Raw genomic sequence first — 21,884 nt, forward strand, 5'->3', positions numbered from 1 at the left:
AATTACACTATCCCTCGTCACTGACCCAGCGGACGAGCCGCTGCAGCGGGTAGAAGCCGTCGTGCGGCAACCCGGCCTCGACGACCGGCACGTCCCCGAGCGTCAAGACGCGCTGGGCGCCCGCCGCGGCGAGCGCGTCCCGCAGCGACTCCTTGCGGGACGCCGGATGGACGCCGACGCTCTGCGTGGCGACGGTGATCCGGCCCAGCGCATCCTCGAGCCGGTCCACCGGGACGACGTTCGCCACCTTGCACTCCGGGTGGAAGTCGACCGGCTCCTCGGTGCGCACCACCAGCCCGTGGCCTTCGTAACCGCCGAACACCCGGGCGTAGGGCGCCAAGTCCCGTAGCGCCTCGACCTCGGCGCGGATCTCGGCCGGCACCGGGTTCCCCACCGCCGACCCGAGCCGGCGGGCGACGCCGAGCCGCGGAAGCAGGGCGGCGGCGAACCGGTCGGCGTCCTCCGCGCTGCCTTCGACGTACTGGAACCGGCTGGCCGCGCACGCCTGCTGGTCCATCAGCATGATGTCCCGCGCGGCGGCCTCAGCGGCTTCCGCCACCGCCGCGGCGGAACCGAACGCCTCCTTGCCGATCAGGGAAACCGACGTCTTGGGATCGAACGACACCAGTTCGAACCCGGGGCCCACGTAGGCGCGGGCGCTGCGCAACGACGCCTCGCCACCCCAGGCAGCGAGCTTGTCGAAGAACTGCGGCCGGAACAGCACCGACTCGACCTCGGTGTCCCCGCCGCGCCAGTAGGCGGCCGAACACGAGCGGGTCGTCGGGTGGCCGGGCGCCACCGCGTGCAGGCCGGCGAGCAGCAGACTGGTCGAGTAAAGATCGTTGGACGGCAGCTTGAACAGGTTGACGCCCTTGGTCAGCGCCGCCCGCAGCAGCGAAACCGCGCCGACGCCGGGTGCGTTGCCCGCGAGCACGTGGACCACGCGGGCCGGGAAGGCGCGGACCCGGGCGCTGCGGCCGGAGGGCAGGCCGGTGATGGTCCGCCAGCCGTCGAGGACGTCGGGGCCCCCGAGTTCCTGCTCGATCATGAACTCCATCGCACGCCTGCTGAACGTCCGGCCCAGCGAGGCGTACGCCTCGGTGAGCACCCCGGCCGGCAGCGGGTTCGTCCGCCGGGCGGCCGCGAGCGCGCCGGCCACCAGGCCGTCCGGGTCCCGGTCCAGCCAGGAACCGAGTTCTTCTAGGAGGTCCATGATTTCGGCGACCGGGGTGCCGAACGCCGGTCCCGGATCGTTGCGCGGCCAGACCAGCGCGTCGAGGTCCAGCGCGGGCGTGACGAAACGGCCCGCCCCGCTGCCGAACGACCGTTCGTCGCCGCTGACCGGCACGCCGCGCTGCACGTGCCACACCCGGTTCGGGGTGTCCGTCTCGAGGGTGGTCATGAGGCCAGCGCTCCCCGGATGTAGCCGTCGATGGTGCCGGCGCACCCGATCGTGTCGTCGCCGGTCTGGTACCGCGTGATGGTGTCGAGGATCGTCGGCCCGGGCCTCCCGCACAGGCAGTGCTCGCCGGTGTCGAACTGCACCCGGTCGCTGGTGATCGTGCCGCTCCAGCGGCCGGTGATGGCGAAGTCCACGAACGCGAACCGGCCTTCGACCACCTGCCCGCTGACGTCCTCGGTGTTCAGCAGCTTTTCGCCCGTCTGGTCGAGCACGAGCGGCAGCAGTCCCGGGGGAATGTGGTAGCGCAGCTTCTCGCACCGGTTCATCAACTGGAACATTTCGGTCATCCCGTAGGTGCCGGTGCGGACGACGTCGCCGTAGAACTGCGCGACCTGCTCCTGGTAGTCCTCCGGCAGGGCGACGTTCTTGATCCCGCCGCCCGCGCTGACGATCGTCTCGGGGTGGAAGGCGCCGTCCGGGATGCCTCGTTCCCGGGCCCGGTCGCGGACCAGCAGGTGCTGTGCCCAGGTGCCGGAGATGCTCAGCTTCTCGTTCCGCCGGTCCAGCAGGCGGTCGATGAACGCGTCGATGCCGGGGTACATCGCCGCGCTGCGGGCCTGCTGCTGCCGTTCGAAGGCGGCGATCTCGCCGGGGGTGGCCAGGCCGTCGGCCATCCGGCGGCGCATGGTCGCGAGGCGGCTGATGTCGGTCAGGCGCAACCGCTCGTCGGTGAGGAAGAACGCGTTGTCCGGGGTGGACCACAGGCTCGCCCCGAGGTTCGCCGCGTCCGTGGCGCTGTTCACGCCGACGTGCGGGCCCAGCCAGAAGTAGCTGCGGGAACCGTCCGCGCGGGCGAAGGGCCAGCCGAGCTGGCGGGCGAAGGCGTCCACTTTGCGCGCGCGGTCTTCGGCGCTGTGCCGCAGGAACGAGCACTTGCCGGTGGTGCCGCTGGTGGCGATCACGAAATGGCCGTTTTCCCGCAGCCGGTCGACCCACTCGTCCTCGTCGGTGACGCCGTCGAAGTCGACGCCGGTCACGTCGTCGGTGGACAAAGTGGTCAGCCAGCGCGCCAAATCCTTCCAGCGCTTCTTTTCCACGAAGCTCGCCGGGTAGGATTTGTAGGTCGAGTGCGGGAACAGCAACGGAACCAGGTCGCTCGTGCGGGAAATCCGGTCCACCCCGGCCTCGCGGGCCCGGCGGTCGAGGATCGGCACCTGCTGCCGTCGCTCGGCGACCACGGCGTCCGCCGCGGCCAGGTGCAGCGGGAGCAACTCCGCCGCGGGGTACCGGTAGAGCTCCGGCGCCTGCCCCAGTTCGAGCAGTGTGCGGCTGGCCTGGTCCATCGGAAGCCTCCCTGGGTCCCGGACGGGTGTCGGCAGGAAGCGTGCGCCGGGACGGCGGCGGAAACCATGGGCGAAACGGACGATACCGGCGCCGTTCCGGCCACTTCGGACGGTGAGAGGCGGGCACGGATGCGGCAGCAGGTCTTCATCGTCGCCTTCGAGGGAGTCCTCCTCGGCAGCCTCGGGCTGGTTTCGGACGCCATGGCGCTCTCGGACCGCTACCGCGGCCGGGTCTACGGCGGACACGCGTTCTACCCATCGAGCACCGAAGTGACCGGCCTGCAGGTGCGGGTGCTGACCCCGACCGGCGACGGCGTGTGCGCGGCGGGCGGTGTCCGGCTGGTCGCCGACGGCCGCGCCGGCGGGAACACCATCGCGAAAGCCGTCGTGCTGCCCGCGTTCAGTCGCGATGTGCCCTCGCCGCAGTGGGCGGCGGTCCTGCCCTGGCTCAGGCGGCAGCACGCGGGAGGGGCGCTGATCGCGGCGGCGGGCGCGTCCGTGCTGGCGCTGGCCGAGGCCGGGCTGCTGGACGGCACCGAAGCGGTCGCCGACGAGCGGGTGGCACGACGGATCGAAACCCGCCATCCGGCCGTCTCGCTGCTGCCCGGGCTGCCGATGCTGGCGACCGGGAACATCGTCACGGCCGCGACCATGGACGGCGAGCAGGAGATGGTGCGCGAGCTCGTGCGCCGGATCGGCTCACCGAACCAGCTGGACTGGGTGAACGAAGAACTGGGCCGCCCGGACCCGGTGCCGGACGCGACGGTGGGGCGGTTCCTCCAGCTGGCCCGCGAGCACTACGCCGAACCGCGGTCCGTCGCGGCGATCGCGGCGGAACTCGGCACCACCGAACGGACGTTGCGCCGCCGGTGCCGCGCGGTGCTGGGCGAAAGCCCGAGCGACGTCCTGCGGCGGCTGCGCCTGGACGCGGCCCGGATCATGCTCAGCCGGTCTTCGATCCCGGTGGACCGGGTGGGCGCGCTGGTCGGTTACGCCGACGCCGGGGCGTTCCGTGGCCAGTTCCGCAGGCGGTTCGGCCACGCGCCGTCAGCCGTCCGACGTGGCGAGACCTAATCCTGGACGCCGGTCTGCCGGTCTGCCGCAGTTGGTCGTGAGTGGTAATTCGGGTTAGAACCCGAATTACCACTCACGACCACCAGCCACGGCAAACGGTGACCTTGTTCCCCAGGTCACGCACACAAGTGTCCCTGCAGTACTAGGTCGCGCGTCGGAGGTCCGGTGACAGCGGCCCGGCGAACGTCGTGCGACGTGGCGAGAACCAGCCTTCATCCGACGTAGGGCGCGATCGCCGTGTAACCGCCGTCGACGGCCAGTTCCGCGCCGGTCACGAACGAAGCGCGGTCCGACAGCAGCCACGCCGCCGCCTCGGCCACTTCCCCGGGCCGGGCCAGCCGCTTCAGCGCGTTCCACCCGGCGACCCGGTCACGCTCGCCGGGGACCGAATCGAGCCACGGGCCGGTCTGCGGGGTTTCGGTGACGCCGGGGTTCACGACGTTGACCCGGATCCCCGACGGGCCGTATTCGGCGGCCGCGGCCTTCGACAGCCCGACGACGCCGTGCTTGGACGCGGAGTAGGCGGCGGAGAACGCGGTCCCGAAGAACGCGGCGGTGCTGGCGTTGTTGACGATCGCGCCGCCGCCGGTCGCCAGCATCGCGCGGATCTCGTGCCGCAGGCACTGCGCGACGCCGATGAGGTTGGTCGCGAGCGCCGCCTGCCACGCCTCCGGCGACGTGTCAGCGAGCGGCGTTCCCTCCGGACCGACACCGGCGTTGTTGAAAGCCACGTCGAGCCGCCCGAACCGCTCGACCGCCGCGGCGACGGCCACTTCGCAGTCCGCGTCCCGGGCGACGTCGGCGACCACGGGGACGGCCTGCCCGCCCGCCGCCCGGATCTCGTCGACCAGCCCCGGCGAGCTTGTCCTCCGAACGCGCGCACAGCACGACGGCGGCGCCTTCCCGGGCGAAGAGCCGGGCGGACGCGGCGCCGATCCCGGTGCTCGCTCCCGTGATCAGGGCGACCTTGTCAGCCAGCAGCATGACCGGACCCTGAACCACCGCGCCGGGCGAATCCATGGTCCCTACCAGGGTTCACCGGAGCTCAGTAATAGCCCTTCGTGCCGTCGAGCAGTTCCCGGACGATGTCCGCGTGCCCCGCGTGCCGGCCCGTCTCCTCGATGAGGTGGATCAGCATCCAGCGGAGGTTGGCGCCACCGGCGCGGAAGCCGGAGTGGCGGCCGACGTCGTCCAGGGAAGCCGACGCGACGATCGCGTTGCTGCGGGCGCACTGGGCGTCGTACTCCGCGATGAGCTCGGCGATCGGGCGGCTTTCAGCGTGCCAGTCGGCATCCTCGGCCGACTCGTCGAACGACGGGTTCGGCTTCTCGTCGCCGCCGAGGAACAACACCTCCAGCCAGGTGTGTTCGGTCCAGCGCATGTGCGAGAGGAGACCCGCCATCGTCATGGCCGGCGAGGTCGGGATGACCGAGCGGTGCGCGTCGTCCTCGGTCAGCCCCTCGCACTTCCACCGAAGGATCTGCCGCTGCAGGTCCAGCCAGCCGATGAGCGCGGTGCGTTCGTCCGCGTCGAGCGGGGGACGTGCCAGTTTCGCTGCCATGCCGGCGCACGCTACCCGGGGCGGCGCGGAGCGGGCACCTGGTTTACCGGACAGCCCTCAGTAGGTGCGCAGGCCCATGCTGCGAGCGATGCCGTTGCGCTGGATCTGGCTGGTGCCGCCGGAGATCGTGGCGACGATGGACTCCCGGTAGCGGAAGCTCATCACGCTCTCGGTGGAGAAGCCGTGCCCGGCGCAAACCTGCATCCCCAGCCGGGCTGCGGCGACGTACGTCTCCGATCCCTTGAGCTTCGCCATCGAGCCTTCGCGCGTGCACGGCTTGCCCTGGGCCAGGAGCCAGGCCGCCCGGTAGGCGAGCAGCCGGGCCGAGTCGATCTCGGTCTGGAGGTCGGCGATGGCGTGCGCGATGGCCTGGAAGGTGCCGACCGGGCGGCCGAACGCCTGCCGGGTGCGGGCGAACTCGAGCATCTCGTCCAACGTCGCCTGCGCCGCGCCGAGGTAGCCGCCGGTGATGATGACCTTCTCCAGTTCGATGTTGGAGAGCATCACTTTCCAGCCTTCGCCGGCCGGGCCGACCAGGTTCTCCTTGGGCACCACGACGTCGCCGAAGAACACCTCGTTGGTCCCCAGGATGTGCCGGGCCAGCGTCGGGGTCCGGCGGACCTCCACGCCCGGGCTCGCCGGGTCGATCAGCAGCAGGCTGATCCCGCTGTGCTTGGGTTCCCGCGGCCCGGTGCGCACGTACGTCGCGATCGTGGTGTCCGGCAGCCCCGCGCCCGTGCACCACGCCTTCTGGCCGCGCACCACGAAGTGGTCCCCGCGGTCTTCGGCCGTCGTGCGCAACGCGGCCGCGTCCGAGCCGCTGTCGGGTTCGCTCAGGCCGACCGCGAGGCGGTGCCGCCCGGTCATCACCCGATCCCGGATGAAGTCCCGCTGCGGTTCGGTTCCCCAGCGGAACACGGTGATCCCCGGGATGAGCACGCCGATGTAGCACATGGCCACGTCGAAGCTGGCGCGGCCGAGCTCCTCCGCGAGCACGATCAGCTCCACCGGGCCGCCGCCGTCCCCGCCCTCCTCGGCGGGGAAGGGCAGGGAGAACCAGCCCAGCTCGGCCATGCCGGAGAACAGCTCCGGGGGTACGGCGGACTCCTCGTCCCACTTCTTGGCCTGCTCCGCCGGACAGACCTTCGCGACGAACTGACGCGCGGTCTCGCGCAACATCCGTTGCTCGTCGGTCAGCTCGAAGTCCACGGCAGACCCCAATCGGTCGGGAACGAGTAATCATCTATCTCATTGCACTATATAGGCGTCAGCGCAGCAGGTCGAGGACCGTCGTCGTCGACCGGTTCCCGAGCAGGTACTCGTGGGCCTGCTCCAGGTGCGACCGCCACACCCGGGTGGCCTCGCCGGCGTCACCGGCGGCGACCAGTTCGACCAGCCGGACGTGTGCGCGGAAGCCGCTGAGGTTGGCCCGGACGTTCTCTTCGGTGCCCGCGTCGAGGTCGACGTGCGACCAGTTCGCCCGGTCGATGATGTGCCGCACCATGCCGTTGAGCAGGACCAGCGTCTGGTTTCCGGAGAGCTCCACCACCAGGGCGTGGAACCGCATGTGCGCGCGGATGAACGCGGGCGGGTCGTCGATCAGCGACTCCGCCTCGGCGAGCGCGGTGTGCAGCCGGTCGAGGTCGGCGGCGGTGCGCCGCCCGGCGAGCAGGCCGGCGCACGGCGCTTCGATCACGGTCCGGGCGGCGTAGACGTCCTGCAGCGTCGCCGACCGGTGCTCGAGGATGAACCCGGCGTAGCGTGCGGCGACCGAACCGTCCGGGACGTGCACGCGCGCCCCGCCCCGAGCCCCGCGGCGGATGCTGATCAGCGACTCCGACTCCAGTACCCGGAACGCCTCGCGCAGCGTCGGGCGCGACACGGCGAACTCGGCCATCAGCTCCGCCTCGGCCGGCAGCGCGTCGCCTTCGGTCAGCTCGCCGCGGACGATCCGGCGGCGCAGCTCGAGCGCGACCAGTTCGGCCATCTTGGGTATCCGCACGCGGTCCGCCTTCCTAGAAGTACTGGCGGCTGACGGTCTCGGCCACGCAGGCGGGCCGCTCGACGCCGTCGATCTCCACGGTCACCCGGAACAGCAGCTGCGCCGAGGTGCCGTCCAGCGGCTGCGCGTCCAGCAGCTCGGTGGTGCCGCGCAGCCGCGAGCCGACCGGCACCGGCGTGACGAAGCGGACCTTGTCCAGGCCGTAGTTGACCGCCATCCGGGCGCCTTCGACGCGGTAGACGGCGACCATGAACATCGGCAGCAACGACAGGGTCAGGTAGCCGTGCGCGATCGTCGTGCCGAACGGTCCCGCCGCGGCACGCTCGGCGTCGACGTGGATCCACTGGTGGTCGCCGGTCGCCCCGGCGAACGCGTCGATCCGGTCCTGGTCGACGGTGACCCACTCACTGCTGCCCAGCACGCTGCCCTTGGCGGCGAAGATCCCCTCGAGACCGGCTAAGACCTGCATGGCACTCCCTTACGCGGGCACGAAATACGGCAGGGTGATCTCGGTGGTCAGCGGCCGGAAGTCGACCCGCACCCGCAGGCCGATCACCACGTCGTCCACCGGGCAGCCGACCACGTGGGACAGCAACGGCACCCCGTCGTCGAGGTCGACGATCGCCAGCGCGAACGGCACGTCGAAGCCGGGTCCGGGGGCGCGGTGGACGACTGTCACGGCGTAGACCGTGCCGGTTCCCGCGCTCGGCACGTACGTCCAGTTCCGGGAGAGACAGCCCGGGCACGCGGGCTCGGGCGCGAAGAACGTGAGCCCGCAGTCCCCGCACTTCGGGAGAACGAGCCTGCCGTCGGCGGCCGCGTCCCAGAAGGGGCGGCTCAATGTCGTCGGCTGGGGCACCGGTCTGCTCATCAAATCCTCCCCAGCACAGACATCTCGTAGTGCTGTGCGCCCGACCCGGCGTTGCCCACGACAGCGACCTCGGCACCCGCAACCTGGTGCACGGCGCTGCCGCGCAGCTGCCGCACGGCCTCCACGACCTTGAGCGTCATCTGCTGCGTCCCGTTCCAGGCGTACGACAGGCAGCCGCCGTCCGGGTTCACCGGGTACTTGCCGTCCACGGCGATCGCGCCCGATTCCACCAGCGGGCCACCCTCGCCCTCCTCGCACACGCCCAGCGCTTCCAGTTGCCGGATGACCTCGAAGGAATTGGGGTCGTACAGGGAGAAGACGTCCACCTCCGCGGGCCCGACCCCGGCCGTGCCGAACGCGCGGGCCGCGGCGTCCCGGCCGATCATGCCGACTTCGCGGTACAGCGCGGGATTCGCGTACGCGGCCTGGTGGAACTCCATCCCGCCGCCCAGGATCGCGACGGGCGTCCGCTGCAGGTCACGCGCGCGCTCGGCGGTGGTCACCACGAACGCGCCACCACCCTCGCCGACGATGCAGCAGTCCAGGAGGTGGAACGGCGTCGCGACCAACCGCGAGGCCAAGACGTCGTCGGCGGTGTACGGGCCACGTCCGTACATCATCGCCTCGGGGTTGGTCGAGCCGTTGTTCCGGATCGTGGCCGCGACCTCGGCGAGCTGCCGCGACGTCGTCCCGAACTGGTGCATGTGCCGGGCCGCGACCAGCGCGAACTGGGCCACGACGTAGCTGCCCCAGACGTCGGCGAACTCGACCGGGACGCCCGCACCGACCGGTCCGGTGCCCCGGGAGACCAGCCGGCAGCCACCGACGACAACGGTGTCGGCCAGCCCGGCCGACACCGCGGCGGCGGCTTTGAGCAGCCCGCGGGAGCCCGCGTTGTCCAGCATGGCGTCGCTGGTCCAGCGCAGGTCGCCGAGCAGCCGCGCCCACGAGCTGCCCTCCCCCGGCACACCGCCGGGCCCCGGCCAGTCGACCTGCGCACCATCCACATCGGACGGACGCAGGCCGGCGTCGGCGATCGCGCCGGTGACCGCTTCGAGTGCCAGGTCCATCGCGTCCCGGTGCGGCAGCGACAGCGCCTGCTCGGTGGCGTGGACGCCGACGACGACCGGTTGCCGGGCCGTCTTCACCGGCCGGCTCCGAGCGTCTCGCCGCCGGGGTAGCCGCCCCCACCGAACCGGGCGTCGAGCGCGGCGTAGTCCTTGGCGAACGCGGTGGTCCGCGGCAGCGCGTCCACGAACTCGACCGTCTTGGGCTTCTTGTACGAGGCGATGCGCTCCCGGCAGTGCTCGATGATGTCCACGGCGGTCACCCGATCGGGGTCGTGCAGCACGACGACGGCCTTGACGTCCTGCGCCCAGCGCTCGTTCGGCACCCCGATCACGGCCGCTTCCTTGACCGCCGGATGCCCCTCGATGCAGTTCTCGACCTCGGCCGGGAAGATGTTCTCGGCGGCCGACTTGAGCATGCGGGTGGTGGTGCCGAGGAAGGTGATCGTGCCGTCCGGTTCCCGGCGGCCGAGGTCGGTCGTGTGCCACCAGCCGTCGCGGAACCGGTGCTCGTTGACCTCGGGCCGGTTCCAGTAGCCCAGGTGCACCAGGTCACCGCGCACGCAGATCTCCCCGGCCACGCCGGGTGCGCACTCGGTACCGTCCCCGGCCGCGATGCGCACGGTGACGAACGGGCCCGGACGCCCGGCGTTGCCCAGCCCGGATCCGCCGAACCCGCCGGTGACGGCGAACCCGGTGACCTCGGTCTGGCCGTAGCCGCGGCCCTCGCCCCCGCCGTTGGCGGTGAACCGGCTCGTGTCGACCCGCACGGTGCCGTCCCACAGGTGGGGCGCCACGCTGGCCCGGAAGGCGGACAGGTCGTGCCCGGCCGAGGCGTTCAGCTTGACCAGCTCCACGATGGTCGGTGGCATCAGGTACCCGTGCGTGCACCGCTCCTGCGCCAGCAGCGGCAGCACCTCCTCGGCGACCACCCGCCGGACGATGACGTTCTTCCCGCCCTGGAGGAACGCCGGCACGCCCCAGAACTGGTAGTTGCCGATGTGGAACATCGGACCGGCGCTCAGGAACGCCGTGGTGTGGTCGAGGTCGCCCAGCCACGCGCCGGTGGCGCCCATCGCCAGGAGGTTGCGGTGCGACAGCATCGACCCGCACTGCGTGCCGGACATCGCCGCGGTGTAGATGACGAGCAACGCCGTGTCGGGGTCCACGTCGAGCGCGGGGTCCTCCGGCGCGCCTGCGGCGAGGAAGGACTCGTACCCGTCCTCACCGGCCGGGCTGTCGTGCCGCAGCCAGCGCACGCCGGCCGGATCGCCCAGCTCCGCCCGCGCCTTCGCGACCGTTTCGCCGATCTCTTCGTGCTGCCAGACCACGACCTTCGGGTCGAAATCCCGCACGGCGAACGCCATCTCCGGCGCGGCCCACCGCCAGTAGCCGGGGCAGACCATCGCGCCGATTTTGGCCGCCGCGCCGAGCAGCTCCCAGATCCGCACGGAGTTCTGGCCCAGCCACAGCACCCGGTCGCCGGCGCCGACCCCGTCCGCGGCGAGCGCGTTGGCCAGCCGGTTGGTGCGCTCGTCGAACTGGGTCCAGGTGAGCCGGACGTCGCCGTCCACGAAGGCGACCGCGTCCGCGAACGATCTGCGGTGCTCGCGGACGACGTCGGCGATGGTGAGGCGGCGGGCAGGGTGCACCGTGATCACTCCTTGGACCTGACACTCCGGAAAAGGCTAACCTATTTACCTGAATTAGGGATACTGACGACGACCGGTGACCGATCGGCGGCGCACGGTCATGGTCACTTCGGCAGGCCCAGCAGCCGCTCGCCGATGATGGTGCGCTGGATCTCGCTCGAGCCGCCGTAGATCGTCTCGGCCAGCGACAGCAGGAACGTGCGCTGGCGGACGTCGAGGCCGTAGTCCTCCCCCACGAGCTGGCCGGCGGGTCCGGCGACCTCGGCGGCGAGGTGCCCCATCCGCTGGTGCGAGGTCGAGGCGAAGAGCTTCGCGATCCCGGCCTGCGGGCCGGGGGTACGCCCGGCCAGGACCTCACCCAGCGTGCGGAGGTTGGTGGTGCGCATGAGGCGGACCGACATCCAGGCTTCGACGATCCGGTCCCGCGTGGACGGCGGCACGGCGTCACCCGCGTCCCGCGCGGCCTGCACCAGGTTCTCCACCTCACGCTCGAACGACAGCTGCTGCGGCAGCAGGGTGACGCCGCGCTCGATGCCGAGGGTGCCCATCGCGGTCCGCCAGCCCTCGCCGACCTCGCCGACGACCAGGTCGGCGGGGGTGCGGGCGTCGTCGAAGTAGACCTCGGCGAACTCGTCCTGCCCCGCGAGGTTGCGGATCACCCGCACGTCGACGCCCGGCTGGTGGCGCGGCACCAGGAGCATGCTCAGCCCCCGGTGCCGCTTGCTGTCCGGGTCGGTGCGCACCAGCACGTACAGCCAGTCCGCGGTGTGGGCCATCGTCGTCCACACCTTCTGGCCGTTGAGCACCCAGTGGTCGCCGTCCAGCTCCGCCCGGCAGCGCAGCGACGCGAGGTCGGAGCCCGCGCCGGGCTCGCTGAAGCCCTGCCCCCACAGCTCCTCGACGCGCAGGATGGGTGGCAGGAACCGCTGCTTCTGCTCGGGCGTGCCCATGGCCAGCAGCATCGGCCCGAACAGGTCGAGGCCGCTGGTGGTGGCCCGGTAGGGCGCACCGGAGCGGGCGTACTCGTAATTGAAGACGACCTCCTCCAGCAGGGTGAGGCCACGGCCGCCGTACTCGACCGGCCAGCTCAGCCCGAGCCAGCCGCCCGCGGCCAGCTCGCGGTCCCACGCGACCCGGACGTCCCACGCCTCCGAGTCGGCCGGTCCGCCGATCCCCCGGTGCGCGGCGAACTCGCCGACCAGGTGCCCGGCCAGCCAGTCGCGGACCTCCGCCCGGAAGTCCGCGACACTCGGCCCGAAGTCCACGTCCACCGAAAGCTCCTCTCGACTCACAGGCCCAACCACCGCCCGAGCCGCGCGCGGTGCTCGGCCGGCGTGCCCAGCAGCAGCTCGGACGCCTTGGCGCGCTTGAAGTACAGCTGCACGGAGTGCTCCCAGGTGAAGCCGATGCCGCCGTGCACCTGGATGGCGCCCGCGGCGACTCGGGTGAACACCTCCGAGCAATACGCCTTCGCCACGGACGCGGCGATGGGCAGGTCTTCGGCGTCGGCCACCAGGGCACGCAGGCCGTCCTGCACCGCGGACCGGGCACACTCGACGTCGGTCAGCATGTCGGCCAGGCGGTGCTTGACCGCCTGGAACGAGCCGATCGCCCGGCCGTACTGTTCGCGGATCTTCGCGTAGTCCACCGCGAGCTCCAGCGCGCGGGAGGCGCCACCCAGCTGTTCGGCGGCGAGCAGGACGGCCGCGGTGGACAGCGTGCGCTCGATCGCGGGCCAGGCCGTCCCGGCGTCGCCGATCAAGCGGGCCGGGACCCCGGAGAAGTCCAGGCGGGCCTGCTTGCGGGTCTGGTCGATGGTGCGTTCCGCGGTCCGCCGCAGACCGGGGGCTTCGGCGTCGACGGCGAAAAGTCCGGTCCCCGCGTCCGTCCGTGCCACGACGAGCAGGAGCTGCGCGGTGTGGCCGTCGAGGACGTGGGTCTTGACCCCGGTCAGCTGCCAGCCGCTCGCGACCCGCTCGGCCCGGAGGGTGATCCCGCCTTCGTCGCGGCGCCCACCCGGCTCGGTGAGAGCCAGTGCCGCGATGGTCTCGCCCGCCGCGATCCCCGGCAGCAGGTCCTTGGCCGCCGACTCGTCCCCCGCGCGCAGGAGGACTTCGGCGGCGAGCGCGACGGTCCCGAAGTACGGCGCGCACAGCAGCGCCCGGCCCGTCTCCTCGAACACCAGACCCAGCTCGGCGTAGCCGAAGCCGGATCCGCCGTACTCCTCGGGGATCGCGAGCCCTGGCAGCCCGAGTTCACCGCCCAGCTGTCGCCACACCCGCGGGTCGTAACCCTCGTCGGTCGCCATCAGCCGGCGTACGTCGAGTTCCGCGCTGTGTCTGTCCAGAAAGGTCCGCAGCACCTGGCGCAGCTGGAGCTGTTCGTCGCTCAGGACGCCGACCGAGGCCGTCTCCGTCATCCGGCACACCTTTCCGCGCAATCAGTTATATAATTATAGTCTTACCGGAGTGGCTTGAGTCAATGTCCCGGCGTCGCACGAGGAGTCCCGATGAGTGATCGCTACGACGAGTTCCCGTCCCTCACCTTCGACCGCCCCGCCCCGGGCGTCCTGCGGCTCGTGCTGGACGCGCCCAACCTGAACGCGGTGTCCCCGCGGATGCACACCGAACTCGCCGACGTCTGGCCGGTGATCGACCGCGACCCGGAGACCCGCGCGGTGCTCGTGCAGGGCGCGGGCAAGGCGTTCTCGGCCGGCGGCACCTTCGACTCGATCGAGGAGATGAGCCGCGACTACGTGGTCCGCGCCCGGGTGATGCGGGAGGCGCGGGACATGGTGTACGGGGTGCTGAACTGCTCGAAACCGGTCATCTCGGCCATCCACGGACCCGCCGTCGGGGCCGGGCTGGCGGTCGGCATGATGGCCGACATCTCGATCGTGGGCCGCCGGGCGAAGATCGTGGACGGCCACACCCGCCTCGGTGTCGCGGCCGGCGACCACGCGGCGCTCTGCTGGCCGCTGCTGTGCGGGATGGCCAAGGCGAAGTACTACCTGCTCACCTGTGAGGTGCTCACCGGCGAGGAAGCCGAGCGGATCGGCCTGGTGTCCCGGTGCGTCGACGACGAAGAGGTGCACGCCGAGGCACTGCGCGTGGCCACCTCGCTCGCCGGCGGTTCGGCCAGCGCCCTCGGCTGGACGAAGCGCTCGCTCAACCACTGGTTCCGCACGGCCGCGCCGATCTTCGAGTCTTCGCTGGGCCTGGAGTTCTTCGGCTTCGGCGGCCCCGACGTGCAGGAGGGGCTCGCGTCGCACCGGGAGAAGCGCAGCCCCGACTTCACCGCAGGCGCCGACCTCCCGCTGTAGCGGCGCCGCTCGCCGCTCGTCCACTCAGCGCCGGGCTCAGGTGTCGTGAGTGGTAATTAGGGTTAGAACCCTAATTACCACTCACGACCTGTGGGAGAGCCGCGGTCAGGCCCCGCGGAAGTCGGCGGGGCGCCGGTCGCGGAACGCGCGGAGCCCCTCGGCCCGATCCTCGGCGGTGAACATGACGGATACGGTCTCGCGTTCGGCGGCGATCCCCGCGTCGAGGTCGCCGTCGATCCGGTCCACCAGGGCCTTGCCCGCCGCCAGGGCCAGCGGGGCGCCCGCCGCGAGACGGCCGGCCAGCGCCGTCGCCACGCGCAGCCCCTCACCCGGTTCCGCCAGCTCGTTCACCAGGCCCACCGCGTAGGCGCGCTCGGCGTCGATCGGCTCACCGGTGAGGATCATCTGCTTGGCGATCCCCGGCGGGACCAGCCGCGGCAGCCGCTGGGTGCCGCCCGCCCCGGGGAGCACACCGAGCTTCATCTCCGGCAGCCCGAGCTTGGCGCCGCGCTCGGCGACCCGGAGGTCGCAGGCGAGCGCGAGTTCGAGGCCGCCGCCGAGGGCGAACCCGTGGATCGCGGCCACCGACGGCTTGGCGAACGCCTGCAGCCGGCCGAACACCTCGGTCAGCCGTCCCACGAAAGTGCGGAACTCGTAGGCGGTCCGGAGCGCCTCGATCTCGTCGAGGTCGGCTCCCGCGGAGAAGCCGCGGCCCGCCCCGGTGAACACCAGTGCCCGCACCGCCGGGTCGGCCCGCAGATCGTCCAATGTGGACTCGATACGGTCCGCCGTCGCGGTCCCGATGGCGTTGAGCCGGTCCGGGCGGTCGAGGATGAGCACGGCGACGCGGTCCGCCACGTCGACGCGCAGCAGGTCTGCCACGGCTGGATTCCCTTCGGTCACACCATGGTGAGGCCGCCGCTGACCGAGATCGACTGCCCGGTCAGGTAGGCGGCCGCGTCGGAGGCCAGAAAGCCGACCACGCCGGCGATGTCGGTGGGCTGAGCTACGCGACGCAGGGGAATCGCGCGGACGGTCGCCTCGTACATCCGCCGGCTGTACTCGGCCACCTGGCCGAGCAGCGCGGTGTCGGTCGGGCCGGGGCACACGCTGTTGACCGTGATGCCGTGCCGGGCGACCTCGCGGGCCAAAGCCTTGCCGAACGCGATGATCCCGCCCTTGGTCGCCGAGTAGACCACCTCACCGGAGGAGCCGACCCGGCCGGCGTCGGAGGCGATGTGGATGATCCGCCCGCGCTCGCGCCCGATCATCCCGTCCAGCACGGCCCTGGTCACCGTGATGGTGCCCCGGAGGTTCACCCCGATGATCCGGTCCCAGCTCTGTTCGGTGCTGTCGACAAATCGGCCGAGGACGTCGATGGCGGCGTTGTTCACCAGCACGTCCACCGGGCCGAGCCCGGCCTCGGTCTCGGCGACCGCGGCCCGGACCGCCTCGCTGTCGGCGATGTCCGCGACGACTGCGGCCGTCTTCACGTCGTGCTGGTCGGCGATGGCGGCGGCGGTGTCGATCGCCGCGGCCCGGTCCACGTCGCACACCGCGATCCGGTGGCCGCGCGCGGCCAGTTCGGCGGCGATGGCCGCGCCGATGCCGCGCCCGGCTCCGGTGACGAGCGCGACCTTGTCGGGTACGTCCACGAAATCCTCCGTGAGGTCAGGTCAGGTCAGGTCCGCGGCGAGGTCGGCGATGGTGCGCATCATCGTCCGGCCACGTTCGGACAGGTCGTAGCCGGTCAGCGGATATCCGTTGCACAGCAATGCGAATGACACCCCGCTGACCGGATCCAGGAAACCGAGCTGGTAGGCGGCGCCGCTGTTGCCGAACAGCGCCGGGGAACCGGTGGACGGCAGACCACCGCCGGCCACGGTCACGAAGAGCCCCATGCCGACCGGAGTGCCGCCGCCGTAGGCCTCTTCGCCGGCCGGTCGGCGCGTGAACCGGATCCGGGCCCCTTCGGTGACGGCGTCGGCCGTCCAGCGTCCGGAGTGGACCAGCGCCTGGAAGAACAGCGCCACGTCCGCCGCCGTGCCGACGAGGGCGTGGCTCGGCTCCCCGGCGGCGAGCACCCGGGGGTCGGAGAGGTACCACGGGCCCCAGGGGTCGGGCTCCTGGTCGTCGCCGGTGCGGTCGGTGGCGAGCATCGGCAGGACCGTGTCCGCCGGGACCCCCAGGTCGAGGGAGGACAGGCCGAGCGGGCCGGTGAGCTCGGCGCGCAGGTACTCGGCGAACGTCAGGCCGGTGCGCCGGTGCACGATCTCGCCGATCAGCCAGGCCGCCGACGTCAGGTGGAACTGGAATTTCGTACCGGGTGGGTAGTCCAGCCGCCAGCGGGCGAACGCGGCCAGCCGCTGTTCGCGGTCGAGCATCTTCGGGTAGCCGAGCGGGGCGAACGGGAACCCGGCGGTGTGGGTCAGCACGTGCTCGACGGTCACGGCGTCCTTGCCGTTCGTGCCGAACCCGGGAACGATCTCGCCGACGCGCTCGCGGAGGTCGAGCAGTCCCCGGCCGAGCAGGTGCCACACCACGCCCGCGACGATCGACCGACCGACGGACTGCAGCACGTACCGGTCCCGGCCGGTGGCGTCGCCGAAGGTCTCGAACGCCGCCAGCCTGCCCTGCCGGGCCACGGCCACCTGCATCGAGGGCAGCGGAGTCTCGGCCACTGCCTGCCGGACGCGCCGTAGCAGGACGTCGAGCCGCCGCGGATCCACGCCGGTCGCGGCCGGACCGGCCACCTCGTGCTGTGCCACTTCGGTCATCCGCCCTCCTCGACTCGACCCGCTCTACAAGCTAGCATAAAGAATAAGATTAGTTAACTGATTGGAGCGGCTGTGGGCATCCTCGACGGCAAGGTGGCCATCGTGACCGGCGGCGGCCGGGGGCTCGGCAGGGCACACTGCCTCGCCCTCGCGGAGGCGGGCGCGACGGTGGTGGTCAACGATCTCGGGTCGGGCCTCCACGGCGAGCGGACCGGCGAGTCTCCGGCCGACGACGTCGCGACGGAGATCGTCAAGCTGGGCGGGACGGCGACCACGAACCACGCGTCGGTGACCGACTGGGCCGCGACCGAGGCGATGGTCGCCGACACGGTCGCCGAGTTCGGCCGGCTGGACATCGTGGTGAACAACGCCGGGATCGTCCGTGACCGCATGCTCTTCTCCATGTCCGAGGAGGAGTTCGACGCGGTGATCGCGGTCCACCTCAAGGGCACCTTCGCGCTCACCCGCCACGCCTGCGCGTACTGGCGGGCCGCGGCCAAGCGCGGCGAACCGGTCGCCGGCCGGGTGATCAACACGACGTCGGGCACCGGCCTGTTCGGCAATGCGGGACAGGCGAACTACGGCGCCGCGAAGGCCGGCATCGCCGGCCTGACCGTGATCACCGCCCTGGAGATGCGCCGCTACGGCGTGACGGCGAACGCGATCTCGCCGATCGCGGCCACCCGGATGACCGCCGACCTGGCGGTGGCCGGCACGGGCAGCGACGCCGAGGGCTTCGATCCCCGCGATCCCGCCAACGCCTCCGGCGCGGTCGTCTACCTCGCCTCGGACGCGGCCGGCTGGCTGACCGGCCAGGTGCTGCGCATCGACGGCGCCACGGTCAACCGGCTGCAGGGCTGGACCGTCATCGGCAGCCACCTGAGCAGCACCGGGAAGGCGGTCACCGCCGACGAGCTCACCGAGGCCCTCCCCCAGCTCTACGGCGCGGCGCCGACCGGCCGCCCGGCGGTCCAGTCGCGTTAGGACGGTCTGCCGCGGCTTGTCGTGAGTGGTAATTAGGGTTAGAACCCTAATTACCACTCACGACAAGGTGACCACCTACTGAGTCTGGCCGGCGTCCTGGTCGGCGAGCCAGCGCTGGTGGCGATCGAAGTGCGCGGGGTCGCGCCGCACCCAGATGCCCGACGCCTTGGCCAGCAGCGCCCGGCTGGGCAGCAGCACCATCTCGCCCCGGATGTACCAGCGGGACCCCGCCCGGCGCTCCACCCAGGCACGCACCTCGATCGGCCGCTCGACCGGCACCGGCTTGACGAAGCTGACACTCAGCTCGGCGGTCACCGTGAGCACGCGTTGCAGCAGGGCGATGTGCCCGAGGCACTCGTCGAGCACCGCGGCGGTCCAGCCGCCGTGGGCCACGTCGGGGCCGCCTTCCTGGTCACGCGGGCAGCGGACGTCGAACAGGGCGGTGTCCGGGCCGTCCAGCCGTTCGTGCTCGACACCCAGCCGGCACGTGCCGGTCAGCCGGCAGGCGCCGCACAGCGCCACGCCACCCTCGGTCCGCGGCGGCTCCTGGAAGTCGGAACCGACCCAGTGCCGTTCCGGGCGGTTCAGCGTCCGCTCCAGACCGGCTGCCGCTTTTCGGCGAACGCGCGGGCGCCCTCGACGGCGTCGGCCGAGGCGAACACCGGATCGGTCACCACGCGCTGGCGTTCCCACTGCTCGGTGGCCGGCCACTCGCCGGCCTCCGCCACGATCTGCTTGGTCGCGCACACGGCCAGGGGTCCGTTCGCCGCGATCCGCGCGGCCAGTTCGCGCGCCGCGGCCAGTGCCCCGCCCGGCTCGGTCAGCCGGTTCACCATGCCCCACCGCGACGCCTCCTCGGCCCCGAACTGGTCGCCGGTGAGCGCGTACTCCAGGGCGATCCCCCGCGGGATCCGCTGGGGCAGGCGCAGGAGCCCGCCGCCACCGGCGACGAGCCCGCGTTTCGTCTCCGGCAGGCCGAACCGGGCGTCACGCGCAGCCACGATCAGGTCGCAGGCCAGGGCGATCTCGCAGCCGCCGGCGAGCGCGTACCCCTCGACGGCGGCGATGATCGGCTTGACCGGCGGGCAGGCGGCGAGCCCCAGCAGCCCGCGGCCCGGGATGTCCGGGGTGTCGCCGGTGAGGAACGCCTTCAGATCCATCCCGGAGCTGAAGTTCCCGCCGCTGCCGGTGAGCACGGCGGTGACGAGGGAATGGTCCTCGTCGAGCCGGTCCAGTGCGTCCGCGACACCGCGCGCGAGCGCGCCGTTCGCCGCGTTGCGCACCGCCGGCCGGTTCATCGTGATGATCAGGGTCGCGCCGTCGCGTTCCAGGAGGACTTCGTCAGCCATGTCGTGCCTTCTTCCCCGGCTCAGCCGAGCAGTTCCAGGATGGTGGCGTTGGCCTGACCGCCACCCTCGCACATCGTCTGGAGTCCGTAGCGGATCCCGTCGTCCCGCATGTGGTGCACCAGCGTCGTCATCAGCCGGGCGCCGGAACCGCCCAGCGGATGGCCCAGCGCGATCGCGCCGCCGTTCGGGTTGAGCGCCTTGACGTCCGCGCCGAGGTCGGCCAGCCAGGCGAGCGGCACCGGCGCGAACGCCTCGTTCACCTCGAACGCGCCGATCTCCTCGATCGCCAGGCCGCTCCGCGCGAGCGCCTTCCGGGTCGCCTCGATCGGCGCCGTCAGCATGATCACCGGGTCTCCCGCGGCCAGCACGGCCGTGTGCACCCGGGCCAGCGGGCGCAGTCCCAGCGCGGCGGCCTTGGCACTCGTCGTGATCAAGAGGGCTGCCGACCCGTCGGAGATCTGCGAGGAGTTCCCCGCGGTGATCGTCCCGTGCTCGTCGAACGCCGTCCGGAGCCCGGCCAGGGATTCGAGGGTCCCGCCGCGACGGATGCCCTCGTCCCGGGCGACCACGGTGCCGTCCTCGAGGGTGACCGGCGCGATCTGCGCGTCGAACCTTCCCTCGTCCTGGGCCGCCGCGGCCTTCTCGTGGCTGCCGAGGGAGAACTCGTCCAGCCGGGTCCGGCCGAGCCCCCACTGCCGCGCGATCATCTCCGCGCCGATCCCCTGGTTCGGATACGCGCCGTCGTAGCGGGCGAGGTAGCGCGGGCCGTACGGGTCCTGCCCCATCGCGGAGGAGCCTATGGGCACGCGGGACATCGACTCGACACCACCGGCGACGACCACGTCGTACTGCCCGGAGACGACCCCGGCTGCGGCGAAGTGCACGGCCTGCTGCGACGAACCACACTGCCGGTCGACGGTCACGCCGGGCACCGACTCGGGCCAGCCGGCCGCCAGGACCGACGTGCGCGCGATGTCCGCGGTCTGCTCACCCGCCTGCCCGACGCAGCCCCACACCACGTCGTCGACCAGGGCCGGATCGAGCCCGCTGCGCTCGGCGAGCGCGGTGAGCACGTGGGCCGAGAGGTCCACCGGGTGCACCCCGGACAACCCGCCGCCCCGCTTGCCGACCGGCGTCCGCACCGCTTCGACGATCACCGCGTCACGCATGTCTGCTCCTTGATCGTCACGTCTTTGGTCGTCACTGTCCTGCTTCGATCCGTGCGGGCCGCCAGGTCGCGGCGAGCAGCGCCGCGGCACCGAGCACGCCCCCGCCGGCGGCGACCGCCAGCCCGGCCCCGCCCGACAACGCGCCGTCCCAGCCGAGGGCGTGGTCCAGCGAGAACCCGCCCGGCCCGGTGAGCGCGAGTGCCGCGCAGATCACCGCGATCATCAGGACGTACTCGTAGCCGTCCTTGAACACGAAGAACCCGTTGGCCCGGTGGGCGGTGATCCCGGCGACCGCCATCGTGCCGACCACGAACGCGGCGGCGAGCGGCGTCAGGAAGCCGGCGGCGAGCGCCGCGCCCGCGGCCAGCTCGCCGGCCCCGCTGAGCACCGCGTGCAGCCGGGCCGGGCGCATGCCGAGCGAGGCGAACCAGCGGGCGGTGCCGTCGACCCCGCCGCCGCCCCAGAGGTGGTTGTACCCGTGCGCGGCCATCGTCGCCCCGACCACCAGCCGGACGAGCAACGCCGCGGTGTCCGCCGCGGTCATCGCGGGCTCATCCGGATCGCGCCGTCGAGCCGGATCACTTCGCCGTTGAGCATCGGGTTGGCCACGACGTGGGCGACCAGGGCGGCGAACTCGGCCGGATCGCCGAGCCGGGACGGGTGCGGCACCTGCTTGCCCAGCGCAGCGCGCAACTCCTCGGGCGCGGCCGCCATCGGCGGGGTGTCGAACAGCCCCGGCGCGATGGTGACCACCCGGATCTGCTGCCCGGCCAGGTCCCGCGCGATCGGCAGGGTCATGCCCGCGACGCCGGCCTTCGACGCGGAGTAGGCCGCCTGGCCGATCTGCCCGTCGAAGGCCGCCACCGACGCGGTGTTGACCACCACGCCGCGCTCCTCGCCCGAAAGTTCCTGTTTCGCCATGCGTTCGGCGGCCAGCCGGATCACGTTGAAGGTGCCGATCAGGTTGATCTCGACGATCTTCGTGAACTCCGGCAGCGGGAACACCCCGCCCCGGCCGAGGATGCGGACGGCGTTGCCGGTGCCCGCGCAGTTGACCGCCACGCGCAGCGCACCGAGCGAGTCCGCGACGTCGAGGGCGGCCGCGACCTGCTCGGGATCCCGGACGTCGGCGGGGGCGAACCGGACGTCGGCCCCGAGCCCGGCGGCCACCTGCTCGCCGTCCGAGCCGGGCAGGTCGAGGATCACCACGCGCGCACCCGCGCCGAGGAGGGCCTGGGTGGTCGCCAGGCCGAGCCCGGACGCTCCGCCGGTCACCACGGCGACCCCGTCACGGATATCCATTGCCGTCAC

At 72.0% G+C, this 21,884-nt stretch carries 23 protein-coding genes and 1 pseudogene; 3 read left to right on the forward strand and 21 right to left on the reverse strand.

Annotation, left to right across the window (positions count from 1 at the left end):
- Positions 1-7: 7 nt before the first annotated feature.
- Together ACLJQF_RS25885 and ACLJQF_RS25890 are read right to left on the reverse strand one after the other, a co-directional pair.
- On the reverse strand, positions 8-1,402 hold the full coding sequence (locus ACLJQF_RS25885) for an acyl-CoA reductase (RefSeq protein WP_410612319.1): 1,395 nt from the start codon (positions 1,400-1,402) through the stop codon (positions 8-10).
- Positions 1,399-2,745 (reverse strand): hypothetical protein, encoded by a 1,347-nt coding sequence (locus ACLJQF_RS25890; RefSeq protein ID WP_410612321.1) that lies wholly within the window; start codon positions 2,743-2,745, stop codon positions 1,399-1,401. The genes ACLJQF_RS25885 and ACLJQF_RS25890 overlap by 4 nt, the downstream gene beginning before the upstream one ends.
- A 129-nt stretch (positions 2,746-2,874) precedes the next feature.
- Between ACLJQF_RS25890 and ACLJQF_RS25895 the strand changes: the two genes are divergently transcribed.
- Positions 2,875-3,819: a GlxA family transcriptional regulator gene (locus tag ACLJQF_RS25895; RefSeq protein WP_410612323.1), complete on the forward strand. Its 945-nt coding sequence runs from the start codon at positions 2,875-2,877 to the stop codon at positions 3,817-3,819.
- Between the two features lie 212 nt (positions 3,820-4,031).
- Here ACLJQF_RS25895 and ACLJQF_RS25900 read toward each other — a convergent pair whose 3' ends face one another.
- From ACLJQF_RS25900 to ACLJQF_RS25950, 11 genes and pseudogenes are all read right to left on the reverse strand, one after another.
- Positions 4,032-4,628 carry an SDR family NAD(P)-dependent oxidoreductase gene (locus tag ACLJQF_RS25900; protein WP_410612324.1) on the reverse strand — a complete coding sequence of 199 codons (597 nt, stop codon included), beginning with the start codon at positions 4,626-4,628 and terminating at the stop codon, positions 4,032-4,034.
- Positions 4,629-4,728: 100 nt separating this feature from the next.
- A pseudogene (locus ACLJQF_RS25905) lies at positions 4,729-4,839 on the reverse strand (hypothetical protein); the annotation flags it as partial.
- A 25-nt stretch (positions 4,840-4,864) separates the two neighbouring features.
- Positions 4,865-5,380, reverse strand: a complete 516-nt coding sequence (locus ACLJQF_RS25910) for a DinB family protein (protein ID WP_410612326.1) — start codon at positions 5,378-5,380, stop codon at positions 4,865-4,867.
- Positions 5,381-5,437: 57 nt separating this feature from the next.
- Positions 5,438-6,589: an acyl-CoA dehydrogenase family protein gene (locus tag ACLJQF_RS25915; RefSeq protein WP_410612327.1), complete on the reverse strand. Its 1,152-nt coding sequence runs from the start codon at positions 6,587-6,589 to the stop codon at positions 5,438-5,440.
- 58 nt (positions 6,590-6,647) lie between these two features.
- A complete protein-coding gene (locus ACLJQF_RS25920) occupies positions 6,648-7,382 on the reverse strand; it encodes a FadR/GntR family transcriptional regulator (protein WP_410612328.1) in 735 nt (244 codons plus the stop codon).
- A gap of 13 nt (positions 7,383-7,395) precedes the next feature.
- The gene (locus ACLJQF_RS25925) at positions 7,396-7,851 is read right to left on the reverse strand and encodes a MaoC family dehydratase (protein ID WP_410612330.1); all 456 of its coding nucleotides are present in this window, start codon (positions 7,849-7,851) and stop codon (positions 7,396-7,398) included.
- Positions 7,852-7,860: 9 nt separating this feature from the next.
- Complete coding sequence (locus ACLJQF_RS25930) at positions 7,861-8,253, reverse strand: Zn-ribbon domain-containing OB-fold protein (RefSeq protein WP_410612331.1); 393 nt, start codon at positions 8,251-8,253, stop codon at positions 7,861-7,863.
- On the reverse strand, positions 8,253-9,401 hold the full coding sequence (locus ACLJQF_RS25935) for a thiolase family protein (protein WP_410612332.1): 1,149 nt from the start codon (positions 9,399-9,401) through the stop codon (positions 8,253-8,255). The genes ACLJQF_RS25930 and ACLJQF_RS25935 overlap by 1 nt, the downstream gene beginning before the upstream one ends.
- Positions 9,398-10,972: an AMP-binding protein gene (locus ACLJQF_RS25940; protein ID WP_410612334.1), complete on the reverse strand. Its 1,575-nt coding sequence runs from the start codon at positions 10,970-10,972 to the stop codon at positions 9,398-9,400. Before ACLJQF_RS25940 ends, ACLJQF_RS25935 begins: the two co-directional genes overlap by 4 nt.
- Positions 10,973-11,076: 104 nt before the next feature.
- A complete protein-coding gene (locus ACLJQF_RS25945; RefSeq protein WP_410612336.1) occupies positions 11,077-12,243 on the reverse strand; it encodes an acyl-CoA dehydrogenase family protein in 1,167 nt (388 codons plus the stop codon).
- 17 nt (positions 12,244-12,260) lie between these two features.
- Positions 12,261-13,391: an acyl-CoA dehydrogenase family protein gene (locus ACLJQF_RS25950; protein WP_410612337.1), complete on the reverse strand. Its 1,131-nt coding sequence runs from the start codon at positions 13,389-13,391 to the stop codon at positions 12,261-12,263.
- A 90-nt stretch (positions 13,392-13,481) separates the two neighbouring features.
- Here ACLJQF_RS25950 and ACLJQF_RS25955 point away from each other — a divergent pair, with 90 nt between their 5' ends.
- The gene (locus ACLJQF_RS25955; protein WP_410612338.1) at positions 13,482-14,294 is read left to right on the forward strand and encodes an enoyl-CoA hydratase/isomerase family protein; all 813 of its coding nucleotides are present in this window, start codon (positions 13,482-13,484) and stop codon (positions 14,292-14,294) included.
- A gap of 105 nt (positions 14,295-14,399) precedes the next feature.
- Here the strand turns inward: ACLJQF_RS25955 and ACLJQF_RS25960 are convergent, their stop codons facing one another.
- Genes ACLJQF_RS25960 through ACLJQF_RS25970 form a run of 3 tightly spaced genes read right to left on the reverse strand, consistent with a single transcriptional unit; the run spans position 14,400 to position 17,071 of the window.
- The gene (locus ACLJQF_RS25960; RefSeq protein ID WP_410612339.1) at positions 14,400-15,176 is read right to left on the reverse strand and encodes an enoyl-CoA hydratase/isomerase family protein; all 777 of its coding nucleotides are present in this window, start codon (positions 15,174-15,176) and stop codon (positions 14,400-14,402) included.
- Positions 15,177-15,193: 17 nt separating this feature from the next.
- A complete protein-coding gene (locus ACLJQF_RS25965; protein WP_410612340.1) occupies positions 15,194-15,949 on the reverse strand; it encodes an SDR family NAD(P)-dependent oxidoreductase in 756 nt (251 codons plus the stop codon).
- 21 nt (positions 15,950-15,970) lie between these two features.
- Positions 15,971-17,071, reverse strand: a complete 1,101-nt coding sequence (locus ACLJQF_RS25970) for a serine hydrolase domain-containing protein (protein ID WP_410612342.1) — start codon at positions 17,069-17,071, stop codon at positions 15,971-15,973.
- Positions 17,072-17,143: 72 nt separating this feature from the next.
- Here ACLJQF_RS25970 and ACLJQF_RS25975 point away from each other — a divergent pair, with 72 nt between their 5' ends.
- Entirely contained in the window at positions 17,144-18,055 is a 912-nt protein-coding gene (locus ACLJQF_RS25975; protein ID WP_410612344.1) for an SDR family NAD(P)-dependent oxidoreductase, read from the forward strand.
- A gap of 75 nt (positions 18,056-18,130) precedes the next feature.
- Here ACLJQF_RS25975 and ACLJQF_RS25980 read toward each other — a convergent pair whose 3' ends face one another.
- From ACLJQF_RS25980 to ACLJQF_RS26000, 5 genes are all read right to left on the reverse strand, one after another.
- The gene (locus ACLJQF_RS25980) at positions 18,131-18,577 is read right to left on the reverse strand and encodes a PaaI family thioesterase (protein WP_410612345.1); all 447 of its coding nucleotides are present in this window, start codon (positions 18,575-18,577) and stop codon (positions 18,131-18,133) included.
- A 62-nt stretch (positions 18,578-18,639) separates the two neighbouring features.
- Complete coding sequence (locus tag ACLJQF_RS25985; RefSeq protein WP_410612347.1) at positions 18,640-19,404, reverse strand: crotonase/enoyl-CoA hydratase family protein; 765 nt, start codon at positions 19,402-19,404, stop codon at positions 18,640-18,642.
- A 20-nt stretch (positions 19,405-19,424) separates the two neighbouring features.
- Positions 19,425-20,573 carry a thiolase family protein gene (locus tag ACLJQF_RS25990; RefSeq protein WP_410612349.1) on the reverse strand — a complete coding sequence of 383 codons (1,149 nt, stop codon included), beginning with the start codon at positions 20,571-20,573 and terminating at the stop codon, positions 19,425-19,427.
- Between the two features lie 31 nt (positions 20,574-20,604).
- The gene (locus ACLJQF_RS25995) at positions 20,605-21,117 is read right to left on the reverse strand and encodes a DoxX family protein (RefSeq protein ID WP_410612351.1); all 513 of its coding nucleotides are present in this window, start codon (positions 21,115-21,117) and stop codon (positions 20,605-20,607) included.
- Positions 21,114-21,875: a 3-hydroxyacyl-CoA dehydrogenase gene (locus ACLJQF_RS26000; RefSeq protein WP_410612353.1), complete on the reverse strand. Its 762-nt coding sequence runs from the start codon at positions 21,873-21,875 to the stop codon at positions 21,114-21,116. Before ACLJQF_RS26000 ends, ACLJQF_RS25995 begins: the two co-directional genes overlap by 4 nt.
- Positions 21,876-21,884 lie beyond the last annotated feature (9 nt).

It is taken from the genome of Amycolatopsis sp. lyj-109, assembly GCF_046548995.1.
Lineage (GTDB): Bacteria > Actinomycetota > Actinomycetes > Mycobacteriales > Pseudonocardiaceae > Amycolatopsis.